Below are 18,904 nucleotides of genomic sequence, written 5' to 3'. Positions count from 1 at the left end.
CCCGGCCGACCGCTCCGGGGGCCCGGCAGTGGCAGAATCGGGCGCGGCGGGCGCCGTCCGCCGCCGACCGTGACAGCGGCCCGGCCCCCCAGACCCCGCAGGGACGATGAGCACGTACCGCGACTTCGCAGACCGCGGCTCCGCCCGCGCCACCGTCCTCAAGACCGTCGGCACCAAGGAACGCCGCTCGCACCTCACCGCGCCCCGCGTCCCCACGGTCGGGATCGACATCGGCGGTACGAAGGTGATGGCGGGCGTCGTCGACGCCGACGGCAACATCCTGGAACAGCTGCGCACCGAGACCCCGGACAAGTCCAAGAGCCCCAAGGTCGTCGAGGACACCATCGTCGAGCTGGTCCTGGACCTCTCCGACCGGCACGACGTCCACGCGGTCGGCATCGGCGCTGCGGGCTGGGTGGACGCGGACCGCTCGAAGGTCCTGTTCGCCCCGCACCTAGCCTGGCGCGACGAACCCCTGCGCGACGCGATCGCCTCCCGCCTCGTCGTCCCGGTCATGGTCGACAACGACGCCAACACCGCCGCCTGGGCGGAGTGGCGCTTCGGCGCGGGGCGCGGCGAGGACCACCTCGTCATGATCACGCTCGGTACGGGGATCGGCGGCGCGATCCTGGAGGACGGCCAGGTCAAGCGCGGCAAGTACGGCGTGGCCGGTGAGTTCGGCCACATGCAGGTCGTGCCCTCGGGCCACCGCTGCCCCTGCGGCAACCGGGGCTGCTGGGAGCAGTACAGCTCCGGCAACGCCCTGGTCCGGGAGGCCAAGGAGCTGGCCGCCGCCGACTCGCCGGTCGCCCACTATCTGCTGGACCGGGTGAAGGGCAACGTCGCCGACATCACCGGCCCGCTCATCACCGAACTGGCCCGCGAGGGCGATGCCATGTGCATCGAGCTCCTCCAGGACATCGGCCAGTGGCTCGGCGTCGGCATCGCCAACCTGGCCGCCGCGCTCGACCCCTCCTGCTTCGTCATCGGAGGCGGCGTCAGCGCCGCCGACGACCTCCTGATCAACCCGGCCCGGGACGCCTTCAAGCGCCACCTCACCGGCCGCGGCTACCGCCCCGAGGCCAAGATCGCCAAGGCACAGCTCGGCCCCGAGGCCGGTATGGTCGGCGCCGCGGACCTCGCCCGGCTGGTGGCCCGCCGCTTCCGCCGGGCCAACCGGCGCCGCGTCGAGCGGTACGAGCGGTACGCGCAGATCTACGACCAGGCGGCGAGCACCATCCGCAACACCCGCTCCACCCGTACGGTCGACTGAACCGCGACGGCCCGCCCGGCGTCTCAGCTCCGTACGCGCCTTCGGACCCGCACCCGATTCCGTACTCGACTCCGACCCCGACTCCGACCCAGCCCCCGTACCCGACCGGCCTCCGCGCCTGACGTACTCCGCTCCGCAGCACGAGGGACCTCCTGATCATGATCGCAGCCGACCATCCTGTGGCGCCGCCCCAGTCCGAGTCGCCGGGCGGCGGCGCGGGCAAGCCGCCCGAGAGCCCCCGGCGGGTCTTCCGGCGGCGGTTCATCACCGCCACGATCATCGTCCTGCTGATCGGCATCCCGGCGGGCTACCTCCTCGTCTCCGCGGGCCAGAGCCGCCGCTCGGGCAAGGACAAGGAGGCCGAGGCGGCCGCCGTGGGCCTCCGCGAGGGCTGGCCCTCCAAGATGCAGCGCCGGATCTTCGAGCTCCCGATCCCCGGCAACGGGATCGGCGTCCAGTACTACGAGACGAACAACTGGAAAGCCAGCCGGATGTACGCGAAGTTCCGGACGACCTCCGCCGGCCTCGACCGCTTCCTGAACGGCGTCGGCACCGGCCGCGCGGCCCTGGAGCCCGGGGTGGTCAACATCAGTTCCCGGGACATCGCCATCACCGGGTGGTACTTCAGCCCGAACGAGAACTGGGCCGGCATCACCCACACCAACAAGAAGCCGCGCCCCACCCAGACCATCACGGTCAACATGACCGACCCGGCCAGTCCTGTCGTCTATGTCGTTTCCGCGGCGACCCCGTGACCCCGTTCCGTTCCGGTCCGAGCCGCTCCGTCGGCCGCACGACGCCTCGACGGCCGCGGCAGTAGCGTGCCCGGCATGGACGATACGGCGGACCCGGCACCGGCGGCCGACGACCCGGGGTTCCCTGCCCACCACGCGGCCTCCTGCACCGGGCTCGGCGAGCTCGACGCTCTCGTCACGCACTGCCGGGCCTGTCCGCGGCTGGTGACCTGGCGGGAGGAGGTCGGCGAGGTCAGGCGCGCCGCCTTCCGAGACGAGGAGTACTGGGCACGACCGGTGCCCGGCTTCGGCCCGGCGGACGCGAAGCTGGCCGTGGTGGGGCTGGCACCCGCCGCTCACGGCGGCAACCGGACCGGGCGGATGTTCACGGGGGACGCGACGGGCGATTTCCTCTTCGCCGCGCTGCACGCGCTGGGCCTCGCTTCGCAGCCGTCCTCCGGCCACGCCGGGGACGGGCTCCGGCTGCGTGGCGTGCGGCTGACCTCGCCCGTGCACTGCGCGCCCCCGGAGAACCGGCCGACGCCCGGGGAACGCGACACCTGCCGGCCCTGGCTCGAGGCCGAGCTGAACCTGCTGAGTCCGCGGCTGCGCTCGGTCGTCGTCCTCGGCGGCTTCGGCTGGCAGGCGCTCCTGCCGGTCCTCGCCCGAGCGGGATGGGAGTTGCCCCGTCCGCGTCCCGCCTTCGGCCACGGCGCCCGGGTGGTCCTGCCGGCGACCGGGAGCCGGCAGGAGCTGCACCTGCTCGGCAGTTACCATCCCAGCCAGCGCAACACCTTCACCGGGCGCCTGACCATGCCCATGCTGGTCGAGGTGTTCCGCGAGGCCGCCGCCATCGCCCGGATCGCCACATGAGCCCGTTCCGCCATATGAGCCGGTACCGCCACAGGAGCCCGGCGGCTCCTCACACGTCGGTCACCCGCTCCGGGTCGTCCAGGGGGGTGTTCACCCGCAGCCAGCGGTAGCCGTACGGCTCAAGCTCGGTGCGGACGACGCCCCCGGCCGCCGACTTCACCGTGCCGCCCGTGAGGAGGTCGGTGAGCAGGCGGCCGCCCTTCAGCCCGGGGACGGTCATGGCCGCCGTGACCGCCCGGTCGGAGAAGTTGTGCACCGCCAGCACCGCCCCTTCCGGGATCGAGCTGATATGCGCCAGTACGCCGGGGTCGTCGGCGTCGAGCACTTCGTACGTGCCCCAGGCCAGTTCGGGTGCCTCGCGGTACCGCTCGATCAGCGTCCGCATCCGCCCGAGGAGCGAATCCGCCTCGTGCGCCTGGTCCTGCACGTTGACCCGCTTCGGTCCGAACGCGCCCTCCACGACCGGGTTGGGCAGGGCGTGGGCGTCCGCGCTGGAGAAGCCGGCCCCCTTGTCGGCGGTCCACTGCATCGGGGTACGTACGGCCTGCCGGCCTCCGGCGGCGAGGTTCTCACCCATCCCGATCTCCTCGCCGTAGAAGAGCACGGGGGTGCCCGGCAGGGTGAAGAGCAGGCTGTAGGCCAGTTCGATCCTGCGCCGGTCGCCCTCCACCATCGGCGGCAGCCTGCGGCGCAGGCCACGGCCGTAGAGCTGCATGTCCTCGTCCGGGCCGAAGGCCGCGAAGACCTCGGCGCGCTCGTCGTCGTCGAGCTTGTCGAGCGTCAGCTCGTCGTGGTTGCGGACGAAGGTCGCCCAGTGCGCGTCGCGGGGCGCGGCGGGGCGCTCCCGCAGGGCGGCGGCCAGCGGTCCCGCCTCGCCCCGGGCCATCGACAGGTACATCCGCTGCATGCCGATGAAGTCGAAGCACATGGTCAGCTCGTCCCCCCGGCCGGACTCCGGCTCCCCGAAGAACGTGGCGGTGTCGGGGTAGGGCAGATTGACCTCGCCGAGCAGCACGGCCTCACCGTTGCGGCGCCCGAGGAAGGCTCGCAGATCGGCGAGGTACTCGTGCGGGTCGGGCAGGCGGAACGCGTCCTCCTGGCCGTCGGTCTCCAGCAGGAACGGAACCGCGTCGACGCGAAAGCCGGACAGCCCCAACTGCGTCCAGAAACCCATGATGCGGGCTATCTCGTCCCGTACCGCCGGGTTGGCGACGTTGAGGTCGGGCTGCTGCTTGAAGAAGCGGTGCAGGTAGTACTGGCCGGTGGTCTCGTCCAGCTCCCACACACTGTCCTCGGAGTCGGGGAAGACCACGCCCTCGGGGCCGTCCTCCGGCGGCGAGTCGACCCAGACGTACCAGTCGCGGTGGGCGGATGTCCGGCTGGACCGGGCGTCCAGGAACCACGGGTGGTGGTCGGAGGTGTGGTTGACCACCAGGTCCGCGATGACCCGGATGCCCCGGTCGCGGGCCGTCCGCACGAATTCGGTGAAGTCACCGAGCGTGCCGAGCCGCGGATCGACACCGTAGAAATCGGTGATGTCGTAGCCGTCGTCGCGCTCCCGGGTCGGATAGAAGGGCATCAGCCACACACACGTGACGCCCAGGCGCACCAGGTGGTCGATCCGCTGGGTCAGCCCGGCGAAGTCGCCGGTCCCGTCGCCGTTGCCGTCCTGGTACGTCTCCACGTCCAGGCAGTACACGACGGCGTTCTTCCACCACAGGTCGGAGGTCCGGGTCAGCCTCATCGGGCACTCTCCACGAGGTAGGGCTCAGGGCGGGTCACATCGAGCCGGGGCAGCACCTCGGCGCCGAACGCGTCGATGAAGGGGCTCTGTTCCCGACCGACGTGGTGCAGCATGACCACGTCGAAGCCGAGGTCGGCGTACTCCTGGAGCCAGGCCGCGTGCCGGCCGAGGTCCGCCGAGATGTTGACGGAGCCGCCGACCTGTTCGGGCGTGACGTGCTCGCTGACGCCGTCGAACAGCTCCGCCGAGTCCAGGTCCCAACTGATCGGCGGGCCATGGACGTTGGTGCGCCACTGGTCGTGGGCGACGGCGCGGGCGGTCTCCAGGTCGGGGTCCCAGCTGAGGTGGACCTGGAGGTGCAGCCGCCCGGTGCCCCCGGCCGAGCGGTACGCGTCCACGATCCGGCGCAGCTTCTCGTGCGGCGCGTTGACGGTGATCAGCCCGTCGGCCCACTCCGCGCACCAGCGGGCGGTGGCCTCGCTGCACGCGGCGCCCACCAGCGGTGGCACGGTCTCGGGGCGGGTCCACAGCCTGGCCCGGTCCACGACCACCAGGCCGTCGTGACTCACCTCCTCGCCGTTCAGCAGCGCCCGGATGATGTCGACGCACTCGCGCAGCCGTGCGTTGCGGACCTCCTTGCGCGGCCAACGCGCGCCCGTGATGTGCTCGTTGGACGCCTCCCCGCTGCCCAGCGCCGCCCAGAAGCGGCCCGGGTACATGGCGGCCAGGCTGCCGATGGCCTGCGCGATGATCGCCGGGTGGTACCGCTGACCCGGTGCGTTGACGACTCCGAACGGGATGCGGTCGGTGGCCTGGAGCGCGGCGCCGAGCCAGGACCACGCGAAGCCGGACTCGCCCTGCCGGACGCTCCAGGGCGAGAAGTGGTCCGAGCACATGGCGGCGGTGAAGCCGGCGCTCTCCGCGTGGACGGCCGCCGCCAACAGCTGGGCGGGAGGCACCTGTTCGTGCGAGGCGTGGAATCCGTAGACGGTCATGGGATGCGGGTACCCGGTGCCACCGCGAACACCGGCACGGGGTCAGAGCTTCTGCCGGTGCACCCTCGCCTCCCATGGCGCGAGTGCGAGTCGGCCGGCTGGAGCGGGGACGGACGGGCCGTTGCCCAGGACGAGTTCGGCTCCCTCCCAGCCGTCGGGCAGCTCCACGTCGACCGTCTCGCCGGTGAAGTTCCCGGCGACGAGCAGGGTCGTGGAACCGTGGCGGCGGGTGAAGGCGTAGATCCGCTCGTCGTCCGGCAGCAGCATGGTGAAGTCGCCGTGGACGACGGTCGGTTCACTGTGCCGCAAGGCGATCAGCCGCCGGTAGTGGTGGTAGACGGAGTCGGAATCCGTCCGGGCGGCAGCGGCGTTGATCTCGGTGTGGTCGGGGTTGACCGGCAGCCAGGGGGTGCCTGTGGTGAAGCCGGCCTGCGGCGAAGCGTCCCACTGCATAGGGGTACGGGCGTTGTCCCGGCCCATCGCCCGGAGCCCGGGCAGGATGTCCTCGGGCTCCCTTCCGGCACGCAGCTCCTGTGCGTAGTGGTTCAGTGACTCGATGTCCTGGAAATCCTCGATGCTACGCAGGGGCGCGTTGGCCATGCCCAGCTCTTCGCCCTGGTAGACGTACGGTGTGCCGCGGTGCAGGTGGAGGACGGTGGCCAGCATCTTCGCGGACCGTATCCGGTGGCGGGGCCCGTCGTCGCCGAACCGGGAGACCACGCGGGGCTGATCGTGGTTGTTCCAGTACAGACTGTTCCACCCGACGTCGGCGAGGCCCGTCTGCCAGCGGCCCAGGGACGCCTTCAGATCGGTCAGGCGCAGCGGGCGGGGATCGAACTTGCCGCTGCCGTGGTCGAGGCCGACGTGCTCGAACTGGAAGACCATGTCCAGTTCGGCCCGCGCCGGATCGGTGAACAGCCGGGCCTGCTCGACGGTCACCCCGGGCATCTCGCCGACGGTGAGCAGCCGGCCGGGATATCGCGCGAACACCTCACGGTGCATCTCCTGGAGGTAGTCGTGGATGCGCGGGCCGCAGACGTAGTGGGGCGAGCCGTCGCCGTACGGGCCGTCGCGCAGCAGTTCGCCGTCGGGCAGCTCCGGATCCTTGGAGATGAGGTTGATGACGTCCATCCGGAAGCCGTCGATGCCGCGCTCCAGCCACCAGCGCATCATGGCGTACACGGCCTGCCGCAGCTCGGGGTTCTCCCAGTTGAGATCGGGCTGTTTCGGCGAGAACAGGTGGAGGTAGTACGCGTCGCTCGCGGCGTCGTGGGCCCAGGCCGAGCCGGAGAAGAACGACCCCCAGTTGTTGGGTTCACCGCCCTCACGCGGCGGACGCCACCAGTACCAGTCACGCTTCGGGCTGTCCGGGTCGCGTGACTCCTGGAACCAGGGATGCTCGTCGGAGGTGTGATTGACGACCAGGTCCATGACCAGTTTCATCCCGCGCTCGTGCACGGCGGCGAGCAGCCGGTCGAAGGCCGCCAGGTCACCGAAGACGGGGTCGATGTCCTGGTAGTCGCTGATGTCGTAGCCGTTGTCGTCCTGCGGCGACGGGTAGACGGGGGACAGCCACAGCACGTCGACGCCCAGCTCCGCGAGGTGGTCCAGTCGGCCGGTGAGGCCCGCCAGGTCGCCGATGCCGTCCCCGTCCGAGTCGGCGAAGCTGCGGGGATAGACCTGGTAGACGACCGAGGACCGCCACCACGCACCGCTGTCCTGCGCTTCACTACCGCCCGCCATAGGAGATCCTTCTCTCGCCTCGGGAATCACGCGTCGTGGATTCCCTTCCCCGGACACGGCGCTCGTAGCGACGGCCGGCCATGGGAATGCCCGGGTACATGACGCGATCGCCGCCGGACGTGAGCCGTCCGGTCCGGCCGGCGCAGCGGGAAACGCTGGAAGGAGAGGGTCGAGCGTCCGGCGGTCGCGGTCGCGGTCGCGTGCCGTCGGGTGGGCCCGTACGTCTCTCGGTGAGCACAGGGACAATGTCGTACTGATACCCGAGAAATCCTGTTTTAACCGACTCGGATCCTCCTCGTCGTGGGCAAGGCATGTGGTGAGGGCGCGTATAGGTGGAGGACCGGTGGCTGTCCGCTGCGCGGATACCGATCTCGTGTACGTAAGTGACGGGTTGCGTCCTGTGCCCAATATTCCGGCGGTGAACGGCTGCGGCGGTCACGCTCGTCCGGATGCGGATGTGCCTGGGCTGAGTGCGCGGGACATCGCGGGGTGCGGATCGAGATTCCTTGAGGCCGAGGAGTGAGTGTCCGTCAATCTTGCGCGTAACTAGGGCGGTTGAGTCCGCCCTGAGTCCTGGCATACGCGAATCACCATCCGACACGTGAGATGCAACCCAAAGTAACCATATGTCTCCATTTGCCGTACTCGTGAATACGGGGCAGCCTTGAAGCCGTGCCCGACGGCCGCAGCAGGCCGCAGCCCCTGCACTGTCGCCCCATCAGAAACACGGTCAGCACAGGCTGCCTTCTTCGCGTCTGGAGACGAGACGGCCATGGTCAAGCCCGGAACGATGCCCAACAAGACTGCTCCATGCCCCGGCGGTGAGAACGACACGGATGTGAAGAGAGCCTTTGCCTGGGCACGCCGTACCGTGCTGCGGGAACTCGACGCCGTACTGGCCTCGGTGGACGAGGCCTTGGTGGAACGCCTCGCCGAGGAGATTCACCGGGCGGCACGCGTCTATGTCGTGGGTGCCGGCCGCTCCGGCCTGTCCGTCGAGAGTTTCGCCATGCGCCTCATGCACCTGGGTTACCAGGCGCACTGCGCGGACGAGGTGACAGCTCCGGCGGTGGATTCGGACGACCTGGTGATCACCTGCTCCGGATCGGGCGGCACGCCGACGGTCGTCCAGCTGACGGAGAGTGCCCGGAAGGCGGGCGCGCGCATCGTGACCGTCACATCCCACCCGGAATCCGAGGGGGCACGCCTCGCCGACCTGGTCGTGCCGCTGCGTGAATACAGCGCTGACCACGAGGAGGACCGCTCCGCCCAGTTCATCGGAACACTGTTCGAGCAGGGCGCCTATCTGTTCTTCGACTGCGTCGTACTCGCCCTTCAGCACACCGACCGGGTGGACGAGGAAGCGATGTTCGACCGGCACACCAATCTGGAGTGACCACGATGCCGACAGCAGCCCGGCCCATCACCCTGTTCACGCAGCAGTGGGCTGACCTACCGTTCGAAGAGCTCTGCGCGAAAGCGGCGACCTGGGGCTACGACGGGCTGGAGATAGCCGCGTGCCCCCGCCACCTCGACATCGGGCGAGCCACCGGTGACCCGGACTACCTGCCTGAGCTGAAGGCCACCCTCGACCGGTACGGGCTGCGGGTGTTCACGCTGGGCGCCCACCTGGTGGGCCAGGCGGTCTGCGACCCGATCGATGAGCGGCACCGTGGCATCCTCCCGGATCGGGTCTGGGGGGACGGCGAGCCTGAAGGAGTACGCCGCCGCGCGGCACGGGAGGTCGAGGCGACGGCCCGGGCGGCCGCCGTCCTGGGAGCCGACACCGTCGTGGGCTTCACAGGGTCATCCATCTGGCACGCGCTGGCGATGTTCCCCCCTGTCGGTGAGGACTTCGTGGCCGACGGCTTCGACGACTTCGCCCGGCGCTGGCACCCGATCCTCGACGTGTTCGACGAGGTGGGCGTGCGGTTCGCGCTGGAGGTGCATCCGACGGAGATCGCCTACGACTACTGGACGGCCCGCCGTGCTCTCGAAGCCGTCGGCAACCGGCCGGCTTTCGGCCTCAACTTCGACCCGAGTCACCTCCTCTGGCAGGGAATCGACCTGGCCGGCTTTGTCTACGACTTCCGCGAGCGCATCTACCACGTCGACTTCAAGGACACGAAGCTGCACGCCGACGGCCGCAACGGCGTGCTCGGTTCCCACCTGCCGTGGGCCGATCCCCGCCGGGGATGGGATTTCGTATCGGTGGGCCATGGCGACATCGACTTCGAAGTGTGCGCGCGCGTCCTCAATTCCATCGGATACGAAGGCCCCGTGTCCGTCGAGTGGGAGGACGCGGGTTACGACCGACTCCTGGCCGCTCCAGAAGCGCTGGCCGAGGTAAGACGACTCACCGCGATCACATCGTCAGGCCGTTTCGACGCCGACTTCGGTGACAGCTGACTCTCCCGGCCGTACTCAAGACCCAGAAAGCGAGTCAATCTCCCATGTCTGATCAAGGGACAATCACCGCGGATGTGACGCGATGCGTCCTCTTCGACTTCGCCGGCGTCGTCGCCGCAGGGCCGGACGGCGGTGACCGGTCGGCGATGGAGGCACAACTCGACATACCGCCCGACGATTTCTGGCCCGCCTACTGGTCCGAACGCGGCGCTTACGACAACGGCCTCGACGCACCCACCTACTGGCAGCGGGTCGCCCGCTCGGCAGGCGCGACCTGGGATCCGGACCGCATCCAGCAACTGTGGGCCGATGACATCGGCTACTGGCTCCACACCCGCACAACGACAACCGCAGCGGCGCGGGCACTCAAGAACCGGGGCATCCGCACCGCCATTCTCTCCAACGCACCCGCCGACCTGGCAGCCGCCCTGCGGCAGGCACCCGCTCTCGCCGACTACGAAGCGCAGATCTACAGCTGCGACATCCAGATCCTGAAACCCGACGAAGGCCTCTACGCCCACGCACTGCGCACGCTCGGACTGGAGCCGGCACAGACAGCGTTCATCGACGACAAGCCGGAGAACACCGACGCGGCGGAAGCCCTGGGCATCCGCTCACACGCCTACACCGACCCCGCCGGCCTCGACACTTTCCTCGCCGGCCTCACCGGACCCCACGACGAACCTCGAGGACTCCTCCCGTGACCGTGAACTCCGACGCGCTCGATCTCGCGCCCCGCCCACCCGTACCTCTCACCGGAACCAACACCAAAACGGTGACCGCCCCCCAGGACTTCCCCGGCTGGCTCGCCGGGCTCAGGGCCCAGGCCGATGTCCTCGCCCCGGCCGGGTTCTTCGCGCTGGTGCCCACCCTCATGCTCTCCATGACCCGCGACGCGCTCCGGGAGACCGGCATCGCGTACGGAAGCCAGGACTGCGCGGCCGAGCCCGAAGGCATCACCGGGGAGACGCCGGCGTCCCATCTCACCGAGTTCGGCTGCACCTACGTCATGATCGGCCACCACCAGCGCCGCCGGTCACTGGGGGAGAACGACCGAACAGCGGCCCGAAAAGCCACCCGTGGCGCCGAGGCAGGTCTCACTCCCGTGCTGTGCGCCGGTGAGACCGAGCGCCTCACCCCGACGGACGCCGCCTCCACCGTCACCGCCCAAGTCCGGCCCGTCCTGGAACAACTGCCCGCCGCGGCGCCCCTGGTCGTTCTCTACGAACCGCTGTGGGCGTCCCGGGAACAGCAGGCCGCGGACGCGGAACACATCACCGTCGTGCAACGCATGCTCACCGCCCTCACCACCGGCCGCCCCGGCCCCGTCCGCACCCTGTACGGAGGCGCGGTCGCCCCCGGCACGTGGAAGACCGTGCGCCAGGGCACCCGCCTCGACGGCCTCGCCCTGGGAAAGGCCGGCATCGACGCCACCGCGCGCCGGACCGTGATCGAGGAGATACTCGCAGACCCGCCCGTACAGGGGGAGGCCGAACATGCCCGCCTCTCCTGACTGGACCTGGAACTACGCCGATTACGACCCGGCGGACGAGGGCCGACGGGAAACCCTCCTGACTCTCGGCAACGGTGTCTTCGGCACGCGGGGCGCCTGCTCGGCGGCCGCCGGTACGGACACCTCCGCCCACTACCCGGGCACCTACCTGGCCGGCTGTTTCGACCACATCGAAGAGACCGTGGAAGGCCGCCGCGTCTGTGTCGAGGAGCGGGTCAACCTGCCCAACTGGCTTCCCCTGCGGTTCCGGATCCTGCCCTCGGACGCACCGCCCGGTCCTTGGCTCTCCCCGGACACGGCGACGGTGGAGCACTATCACCAGACGCTGCTGATGCGCTCCGGCCTCCTGCGCCGCACCATGCGTCTCACCGACGCCGACGGCCGCCGGACGCAGGTGCAGGAAATTCGCCTGGTACACATGACCCGTCCGCACCTGGCGCTGTTGCGGCTGCGGTTCGGCAGCGAGAACTGGCACGGCACCCTTCAGGTCGAAACAGCCCTCGACGCCACGGTCGCCAACTGTCAGGTCGAACGGTACGGACACCTCAGCGGCCAACACCTCACCGCCACCGAGACCGGCCAGGCCGGCCGCTCAGGCCCCCTCTGGCTGACCACCCAGACCACCGGAAGCAACATCGCCGTCGCCCTTGCGGCCAGCACCCGCCTCCGCCCGCCCGGGCGGAGGCGCCCGAGCGCCGGTCGCCTGGTCAGAACCCCGGGCCGCATCGCCGTTCAGCACGACATCGTCCTGGGACCGGGGAAGACCCTCACCGCCGACAAGACCATCTCCCTGCACACCTCCGCCCGCCTCGCCCAGAACGGCCTGCGTCACGTCGCCCTGCGCAGCCTGCGCAACGCGCCCCCGCCGGCCCGGCTCGTCGTCGAACACCGCCACGCCTGGAACCTCCTGTGGAAGCAGACGGACGAACCGACAGCCCCCGCGCGCACCACCACGCCGGCACCCCCTGTACAGCGGCCACCCTCCCGCGCTCTGCGCCGCCTGCACCTGTTTCACCTCCTGCAAAGCTGCTCCCCCCACACCCGGCACCTCGACACAGGCATCGCCTCCCGCGGACTGCACGGCGAGGAGTACCGGGGCAGGATCTTCTGGGACGAGGTCTTCGTCATGCCCTGGCTGGCCCGCCACTTCCCTCACACGGCGCGCGCGGCACTCGACTACCGCCACCGGCGCCTGCCCGCAGCCTGCCGGGCTGCCGCAGGACAGGGTCTGCGCGGAGCCATGTACCCGTGGCAGAGTGGTAAGGACGGTACCGAAACAACCGTCCCCTTCGTCATGAACCCCGCGGACAGCCGCTGGATGCCCGACAACAGTGCGCTGCAACGTCACATAGGGTCCGCCGTCGTCCTGTCCGTCCACCTCTATGTCCGCGCGTCCGGCGATACCGCCTACGCGCACGGCCGGGGCGCGGAGATGACCCTGCAGGTCGCCCGCTTCTGGGCGGACATCGCGCGCCTCGACCCCGCCGGCCATCGCTACCACATCGACGGCGTCATGGGACCCGACGAATTCCACGACGGCTACCCCGGGGCGGGCCGGCCAGGACTGCGCGACAACGCTTACACCAATGTCACCGCCTCCTGGGTCCTGAGCCACGCCCACACCCTGTGGCTGCGGCTGTCGGCCACCCGTCGGGAGGAACTCGCCGAGCTCCTGGGGCTGTCGGCGGACGAACCGGCCCACTGGGACGAGATCTCCCGCCGCCTCCACGTGCCCTTCCACCGGGGTGTCATCAGCCAGTTCTCGGGATGGGAAGACCTGGCACCGCTCGACTTGGACGCCTACCGGCAGCGTTACGGGAACCTGCAACGCCTGGACCGCATCCTCGCCGACGAGGACGACCACCCCAACAAGTACCAAGTGGCCAAACAAGCAGATGTCCTGATGCTCGGCTACTTCTTCGACACCGAGGAACTCCGCACCAGGTTCGCTCACCTGGGATACCGGCTCACGGCCGACAACTGGCGCGACACCGTGGACCACTACCTGCCGCGCACGGTCCACGGCTCGACCCTCAGCCCACCGGTCCACGCTCGCGTACTCAGCCGGATCGGCCACCCCGAAGCCCAGCACTTCCACAGGCTCGCGGGCGCCGTGGACGTCCATCCCGACCAGGACCCCCGCTACGGCATCCACCTCGGCGCGCTGGCCGCCGCACTGGATGGCCGCGCAGCCCCGACGAAAGGCGGGCCGACAGCATGAACACAGTCCGGAGTCCGCGGACCATGCCCGACAGCGCACCGATCCCGCACCTGCCCGGCTCCATCAGGGCCTGCCTTTTCGACCTGGACGGTGTGATCACCAAAACCGATGTGCAGCACCGGCAGGCCTGGAAACGAACCTTCGATCCGTTCCTCGGCGGGTACGGGGGAGAGGCGGGACGCCCCTTCAGCCTCGGCGACTATGTGCGCCATGTGGACGGGATGCCCCGCCACGCGGCTGTGCACCACCTGCTCGCCTCCCGCAACATCCCTCTGCCGCCGGGCGACAGCCACGACCCGCCCGGCCGGGGCAGCGAGCACGCTCTCGCCAACCGCAAGGACGAACTGCTCACCCGCAGCCTCGACGACGAACTCATCGAGGTCTATCCCGGCACCATCCGCTTCGTCCATGCCGTCCGCCGAGCCGGAATGAGGACAGCCGTCGTCTCGGCGAGCTCCCATTGCGCACAGGTCCTCGAAGCATGCGGCGCCGACGGCCTCTTCGACAGGCGCATCGACGGCCACACGGTCCGGGAGCGCGGTCTGCGCGGAAAACCGGCCCCCGACCCCTACACCGAGGCCGCGTCCGAACTGCGGGTAGCACCCGGCGAGGCTGCGGTGTTCGAGGACGGGCCGACCGGTATCCAAGCGGCCGTGACCGGCGGCTTCGGATGGATCGTGGCGATCGACCGGTGCGACCGGCGCGAAGACCTGACCGAACCCGGCCCTGATCTCGTCGTCGACGACCTGGCCGAACTGCTCCGCCCCTCAACCGCCCACGACCGTCGGACCCCTACCTGAGTCCCGACGGATTCACGGCAGCATCTGGAGATCCTCCATGACCCCGACCGCCGCCCCGATCAGTCTCACCAGCACCAAGATGAACCTGGGCCGTGACCAGACCACCCGATGGCTCGATGACGTCATCCTGCCCCACGCACCCGCACTGGCCCGCCTGTCGTTCGTTGCCTGTGTCCCCTACCCCCTCATTCCCGGCACCCTCCGGTATCTGCAGGACAGCGGCGTCTCGGCGGGCGCCCAGAACTGCTGGTACCGCGACGGCGCCGCCACGGGCGAGGTCTCCGCCGGCCTGCTCGCAGAGCTCGGCTGCGGCCACGTCATGCTCGGCCACGCCGAGCGCCGCCGGCTCTTCGACGAGGACGACGCCCTCGTCGCCCGAAAGGCCGCCGCGGTCGCCGAAGCGGGCATGACGCCGTTGATCTGCGTGGGCGAAGACAGCCACGTCCCGGCCGACACCGCAGCTACCCATGCCGCCGGGCAAGCGCAGACGGCTCTCGCCCGACTCGACCCGGCCCGACCTGCCCTCGTGCTCTACGAGCCCGCCTGGGCCATCGGGAATGACCACGGCGCCGACCCCGGCCACGCGGCCACGGTCCTCCACGCCCTGCACGCCGCCCTGCCCCGGCACGCAACCCGATTCCTGTACGGGGGCGCCGTCACTCCCGGCACCTACACCACCCTGCGCGACGCAGCCCCGTGGGACGGAATCGCCGTCGGCCGAGCCGCCCAGGACCCCCACATGCTGCACGAAGTCACGGCCGAGCTCCTGACCCAGGCGCCCGCCCGGCATTCGGGGGACGTGGCGCCCCGGTGACCGACGGCGCCACGCGCAGGGCCGCGTGAGCATCCACGGACGAACTCCGGGAGACCAAGGAGAAGAGGATGGCGAAAGTAGTGCAATTCGACAAGACCGGCGGCCCCGAGGTCCTGGAACTGAGAGAGGTCGACGTGGGCGCACCCGGCCCGGGTGAACTGCTCATCGAGGTGCACGCCATCGGCCTCAACCGGGCCGAGATCATGTACCGGGAGGGTGCCTACTTCTACCCGCCCCTCCTTCCCTCCAGCCTCGGGTACGAGGCGGCAGGGCAGGTCGAAGCCATCGGGGACGATGTGTCCGGGTTCGCCGTCGGCGACCCCGTCAGTGTGCTCCCCACCTTCCTGCAGACCGAATACGGGACCTACGGCGACCATGTCCTGGTCCCAGCCGCCGCCGTCGTCGCCCGCCCCCCGGACCTCGCCCCGGAGAAGGCCGCCGCCGTGTGGATGGCCCACCTCACCGCTTACGGCGCCCTCGTCGAGGAAGACCGCACCCGGCCCGGCGACCACGTCCTGATCACCGCCGCGTCCGGCAGCGTGGGGCTCGCCGCGATCCGGACCGCCCAGCGCATCGGGGCCGTTCCCATCGCCACCACCCGAACCCCCGACAAGAAGGAACGCCTCCTCGAAGCCGGCGCCTCCCACGTCATCGTCACCGACGACGAGAACCTCGACGACCGCATCAGGGACATCACCGAAGGCGGGGGAGTGCAGTTGGCCTTCGACCCGGTCGCGGGGCCGCAGGTCGACACCCTGGCCAAAGCTGTCAGCCCCGGCGGGCAGCTCCTGGTCTACGGGGCGCTCGACCCCCGCCCCACACCCCTCCCGAACGCCAAGAGCTTCCCGGCCCTGAGCACGCGCACCTACGCCGTCTTCGAAATCACCACCGACCCCGCACGTCTCGCAAGAGGCGTGGCCTTCGTCAACGCCGGTCTCGCCACCGGTGCGGTCACTCCGACCATCGACACGACCTTCGATCTCGCCGACATCGCCGACGCCCACCGGTACATGGAAGGCAACTCCCAGATAGGAAAGATCGTCATCACCGTCCCTCACTAGAGACCGGTCGAGGAGACCGGAGCACCCGAGCTTCAGCCACCCCCTGACGCACCGAATCCGGAGGTACACCATGTTTCTCCTGCTCAACACCTATACCGTGCCGACCAAGGCCATCGACGAAGCTCTCCCGCGACACCGCCGATGGGTCGAACACCACTTCTCCGAGAACCACTTCGTCTTCGGCGGCAGGCGCGAACCCCGCACCGGCGGCTTCGTCATCGCCGCAAGCGACGACGAGGACGAAGTACGCACGTACCTGGAGGACGAACCCCTGTTCGCCGAAGGTCTGGTGACCTGGGAGATCATCGGCCTGGTGTCGCAGCTTGCGGCGAATCAACCGCTGTCCGATGTGCTGAACGACTTCGGTGCCACCACTTCCGTACCCGGTGGTACCGATGACGAGGACGAGAGCTCCGCCACCGTCCGTGTGGTCGTCAACGATGTCGACCGCGATCTTGTCGGAACATCCACGCTCGACTTCCTGGTCACCGAGATCTGCCGGGACCACGGTGTCGACCGTGACGCGGTCTCCGTCTCCGTGGACGGCGAGGTCCTTCCGCAGGAACAGTGGGCCGCCCCACTGGTGGCGGGCACCAGCGTCCGGCTGGCCGTTCTGACCCCGGGAGGCTGACATGGAACAGAACCAGACCCACGACACCTGGCAGCTCGGCTCCACCGAGCTGAGTTCCCGACTCATGCTCGCCATACCCGAGGACGCGCCGCTGGAGCATCTCGGAGCGGTCCTGGAGGCGGGCGCGATCGAGTCGGCCACGATCAAGATCTCCACCGACCTCGGAGCAGCGGCCTCGGACACCTACGAAGTCCTGCGTGAGCACGGTGTCCACGTTCTCCCGAACACCGTCGACGCCGCCGACGCGGAGGACGCCGTCCGCGCGGCCCACCACGGCGCAGCCCTCGTCGACCGCGCCTGGGTCAAACTGATCCTCACCCAGGACCCCGAGTACAACGTGCCCAACCCGGCCCAGTTGCTGCGCGCGGCCGAACAACTCGTGAGCGAGGGCTTCGAAGTGTTCCCGCTCATCTCCGACGACCCCGGACTCGCGGTGGAACTGGCTCAGCTCGGCTGCGCCGGTCTGATGCCCCAAGGATCACCTGCAGGGTCCGGCCAGGGCATCGCCAATCCCCTCAAGTTCCGGCTCATCCTCGACCGCGTGGACGTGCCCGTCCTCGCGGGCGCAGGCATCGGAACCGCTGCCGACGCCTGCCAGGCGCTCGAAATGGGCTGCGCCGGCGTCGCCTCGGCCAAGGTCATCTTCTCCGCCCACGACCAGGAGACGGCCGCGCGCTCGCTCGCCGACGCCGTCTCCGCAGGGCACCTGGCCTGGCAAGCCTCCCGACCGCAACCCTGACCCCCGGACAAGCCGACCGATACAACGCCTCACCCCGCGGAGTCTCGCCACCCGCATCCGGTGGACCCGTCCGGCTCGAAGGAAACCGCATTCCCGTCGTTGCCTCTCCGCACCGGAGAGGCCGCGCCGCCCGGAGGGGCAACACCCCTCCACGATCCCGACGCCCGCACACCCACGAAGGAGGACCGATGACGTACGACGCACTGAAAGAGCTGAGCGAACGCGGTGTTTCCCTCTACCTGGACGACATCAGCCGCTCCCGCCTCGACAGCGGAGATCTACGACGGCTGATCGAAGACCGGCATGTCGTCGGCGTGACCACCAACCCGTCCATCTTCAAAAAGGCACTGGACGACGGGGAGGGGTACGACAACACCCTCCGCATGCTCGCGCGCTCGGGCTTCTCCACCGCCGACGCACTGCGCGTACTCACCTGCATGGACGTCCGGGACGCCGCCGACCTGCTGGCACCCATCCACCAGGCAACGAGCGGCCACGACGGCTGGGTCTCCCTCGAAGTGAACCCCTTCTACGCCGACGACACCGATGCGACAGTGGCGGAGGCGAGCCTGCTCCACTGGATGGTCGGCAGACAGAACGTCATGATGAAGGTCCCTGCCACGGACGCCGGGCTCCCCGCGGTCACCGAGTTGGTGTCCCGCGGCATCCCCGTGAACGTCACCGTCATCTTCTCCCTGGACCGGTACCGCAAGGCCGCCGAGGCGTATATGGCGGGACTGGAACGCGCCGCCGCGGAAGGAAGAGACCTCACGGCGATCCGCTCCGTCGCCTCCTTCTACCTCGCCCGGCTGGACGACGCCATCGACGGGGAACTGGACACGGTGGGGACGCCCGAGGCCGACGCGCTGCGTGGCCGCATCGCCCTCTCGCACGCCCACCTCGCCCAGGAAACGCATACCGAACTGCACAGTGGCAGCAGGTGGAAGGCGCTCGCTCGCGAACACCCCGGCCTCAGTCCCCAGCGACTGCTGTGGGCCTCCACCGCCACCAAGGACGAGCGGTACTCCGATACACGCTACGTCACCGATCTCGCGCTGCGCGGCTCCATCAACACCATGCCGGAGAAGACGTTGCAAGCGGTCGCCGATCACGGCACGGTCCCGGGCGAACCGCTCGGTACGGAAGTACCTGACGCCCGGGCAGCCGTACGGGGCCTGGACATGATCGGCATCTCCTTCGAGAACGTGGCGGACCGTCTGGAGGAGGAGGCCGTGACCGGTTTCGAAGACGCGTGGCAGGAGATCCAGGAGGTTCTGCGGACCCGCATGCAGCCGACCGGGGAGGAGGACGACTGAGCCGAACGCCGGAAGCCGTACGGTTGCGGGACCGATCA

General features: G+C 69.7%; 17 protein-coding genes. 14 read left to right on the top strand and 3 right to left on the bottom strand.

The features are described 5' to 3' along the window. Window positions 1-106 precede the first annotated feature (106 nt). The 3 genes from ACFWRT_RS27355 (at window position 107) to ACFWRT_RS27345 (ending at window position 2,880) form a co-directional block, all read left to right on the top strand. Entirely contained in the window at window positions 107-1,273 is a 1,167-nt protein-coding gene (locus ACFWRT_RS27355; protein ID WP_018514736.1) for an ROK family glucokinase, read from the top strand. Window positions 1,274-1,431: 158 nt separating this feature from the next. Beyond that, window positions 1,432-2,028 (top strand): hypothetical protein, encoded by a 597-nt coding sequence (locus tag ACFWRT_RS27350; RefSeq protein ID WP_380952890.1) that lies wholly within the window; start codon window positions 1,432-1,434, stop codon window positions 2,026-2,028. A 75-nt stretch (window positions 2,029-2,103) separates the two neighbouring features. Continuing rightward, window positions 2,104-2,880: a uracil-DNA glycosylase gene (locus ACFWRT_RS27345; protein WP_380952889.1), complete on the top strand. Its 777-nt coding sequence runs from the start codon at window positions 2,104-2,106 to the stop codon at window positions 2,878-2,880. Window positions 2,881-2,929: 49 nt separating this feature from the next. On the opposite strand, the gene ACFWRT_RS27340 is transcribed toward ACFWRT_RS27345, so the two are convergent. Genes ACFWRT_RS27340 through ACFWRT_RS27330 form a run of 3 tightly spaced genes read right to left on the bottom strand, consistent with a single transcriptional unit; the run spans window position 2,930 to window position 7,362 of the window. Further along, window positions 2,930-4,624 carry an alpha-amylase family protein gene (locus ACFWRT_RS27340; RefSeq protein WP_380952888.1) on the bottom strand — a complete coding sequence of 565 codons (1,695 nt, stop codon included), beginning with the start codon at window positions 4,622-4,624 and terminating at the stop codon, window positions 2,930-2,932. Then, window positions 4,621-5,619, bottom strand: coding sequence for a TIGR03885 family FMN-dependent LLM class oxidoreductase (locus ACFWRT_RS27335; protein ID WP_380952887.1), 999 nt, complete (start codon window positions 5,617-5,619; stop codon window positions 4,621-4,623). Before ACFWRT_RS27335 ends, ACFWRT_RS27340 begins: the two co-directional genes overlap by 4 nt. A gap of 42 nt (window positions 5,620-5,661) precedes the next feature. Beyond that, window positions 5,662-7,362: a glycoside hydrolase family 13 protein gene (locus ACFWRT_RS27330; RefSeq protein ID WP_380952886.1), complete on the bottom strand. Its 1,701-nt coding sequence runs from the start codon at window positions 7,360-7,362 to the stop codon at window positions 5,662-5,664. 772 nt (window positions 7,363-8,134) lie between these two features. Between ACFWRT_RS27330 and hxlB the strand changes: the two genes are divergently transcribed. The 11 genes from hxlB to tal all read left to right on the top strand — a co-directional run bounded on the left by hxlB (window position 8,135) and on the right by tal (window position 18,866). Beyond that, window positions 8,135-8,758, top strand: coding sequence for a 6-phospho-3-hexuloisomerase (gene hxlB, locus ACFWRT_RS27325; RefSeq protein ID WP_381121363.1), 624 nt, complete (start codon window positions 8,135-8,137; stop codon window positions 8,756-8,758). A gap of 5 nt (window positions 8,759-8,763) precedes the next feature. Further along, the gene (locus ACFWRT_RS27320; protein ID WP_380952884.1) at window positions 8,764-9,771 is read left to right on the top strand and encodes a sugar phosphate isomerase/epimerase family protein; all 1,008 of its coding nucleotides are present in this window, start codon (window positions 8,764-8,766) and stop codon (window positions 9,769-9,771) included. 74 nt (window positions 9,772-9,845) lie between these two features. Further along, window positions 9,846-10,475 carry an HAD-IA family hydrolase gene (locus ACFWRT_RS27315; RefSeq protein ID WP_380952883.1) on the top strand — a complete coding sequence of 210 codons (630 nt, stop codon included), beginning with the start codon at window positions 9,846-9,848 and terminating at the stop codon, window positions 10,473-10,475. Continuing rightward, window positions 10,472-11,284 carry a triose-phosphate isomerase gene (locus ACFWRT_RS27310; protein ID WP_380952882.1) on the top strand — a complete coding sequence of 271 codons (813 nt, stop codon included), beginning with the start codon at window positions 10,472-10,474 and terminating at the stop codon, window positions 11,282-11,284. The genes ACFWRT_RS27315 and ACFWRT_RS27310 overlap by 4 nt, the downstream gene beginning before the upstream one ends. After that, entirely contained in the window at window positions 11,268-13,505 is a 2,238-nt protein-coding gene (locus ACFWRT_RS27305) for a glycoside hydrolase family 65 protein (protein WP_380952881.1), read from the top strand. The genes ACFWRT_RS27310 and ACFWRT_RS27305 overlap by 17 nt, the downstream gene beginning before the upstream one ends. 23 nt (window positions 13,506-13,528) lie before the next feature. Then, entirely contained in the window at window positions 13,529-14,305 is a 777-nt protein-coding gene (locus tag ACFWRT_RS27300; RefSeq protein ID WP_380952880.1) for an HAD family hydrolase, read from the top strand. 37 nt (window positions 14,306-14,342) lie between these two features. Beyond that, window positions 14,343-15,119 (top strand): triose-phosphate isomerase, encoded by a 777-nt coding sequence (locus ACFWRT_RS27295; protein ID WP_380952879.1) that lies wholly within the window; start codon window positions 14,343-14,345, stop codon window positions 15,117-15,119. Window positions 15,120-15,187: 68 nt separating this feature from the next. Next, the gene (locus ACFWRT_RS27290; protein WP_380952878.1) at window positions 15,188-16,180 is read left to right on the top strand and encodes a zinc-dependent alcohol dehydrogenase family protein; all 993 of its coding nucleotides are present in this window, start codon (window positions 15,188-15,190) and stop codon (window positions 16,178-16,180) included. 70 nt (window positions 16,181-16,250) lie between these two features. Continuing rightward, the gene (locus ACFWRT_RS27285; protein ID WP_380952877.1) at window positions 16,251-16,811 is read left to right on the top strand and encodes a YciI family protein; all 561 of its coding nucleotides are present in this window, start codon (window positions 16,251-16,253) and stop codon (window positions 16,809-16,811) included. Between the two features lies 1 nt (window position 16,812). Further along, window positions 16,813-17,550 (top strand): beta/alpha barrel domain-containing protein, encoded by a 738-nt coding sequence (locus ACFWRT_RS27280; RefSeq protein ID WP_380952876.1) that lies wholly within the window; start codon window positions 16,813-16,815, stop codon window positions 17,548-17,550. A gap of 188 nt (window positions 17,551-17,738) precedes the next feature. Continuing rightward, window positions 17,739-18,866, top strand: a complete 1,128-nt coding sequence (gene tal / locus ACFWRT_RS27275; protein ID WP_380952875.1) for a transaldolase — start codon at window positions 17,739-17,741, stop codon at window positions 18,864-18,866. Window positions 18,867-18,904: the final 38 nt, after the last annotated feature.

The organism is Streptomyces cyaneofuscatus (assembly GCF_042718795.1).
GTDB lineage: Bacteria > Actinomycetota > Actinomycetes > Streptomycetales > Streptomycetaceae > Streptomyces > Streptomyces cyaneofuscatus_A.
This window is presented reverse-complemented; position numbering and strand designations above follow the sequence as displayed.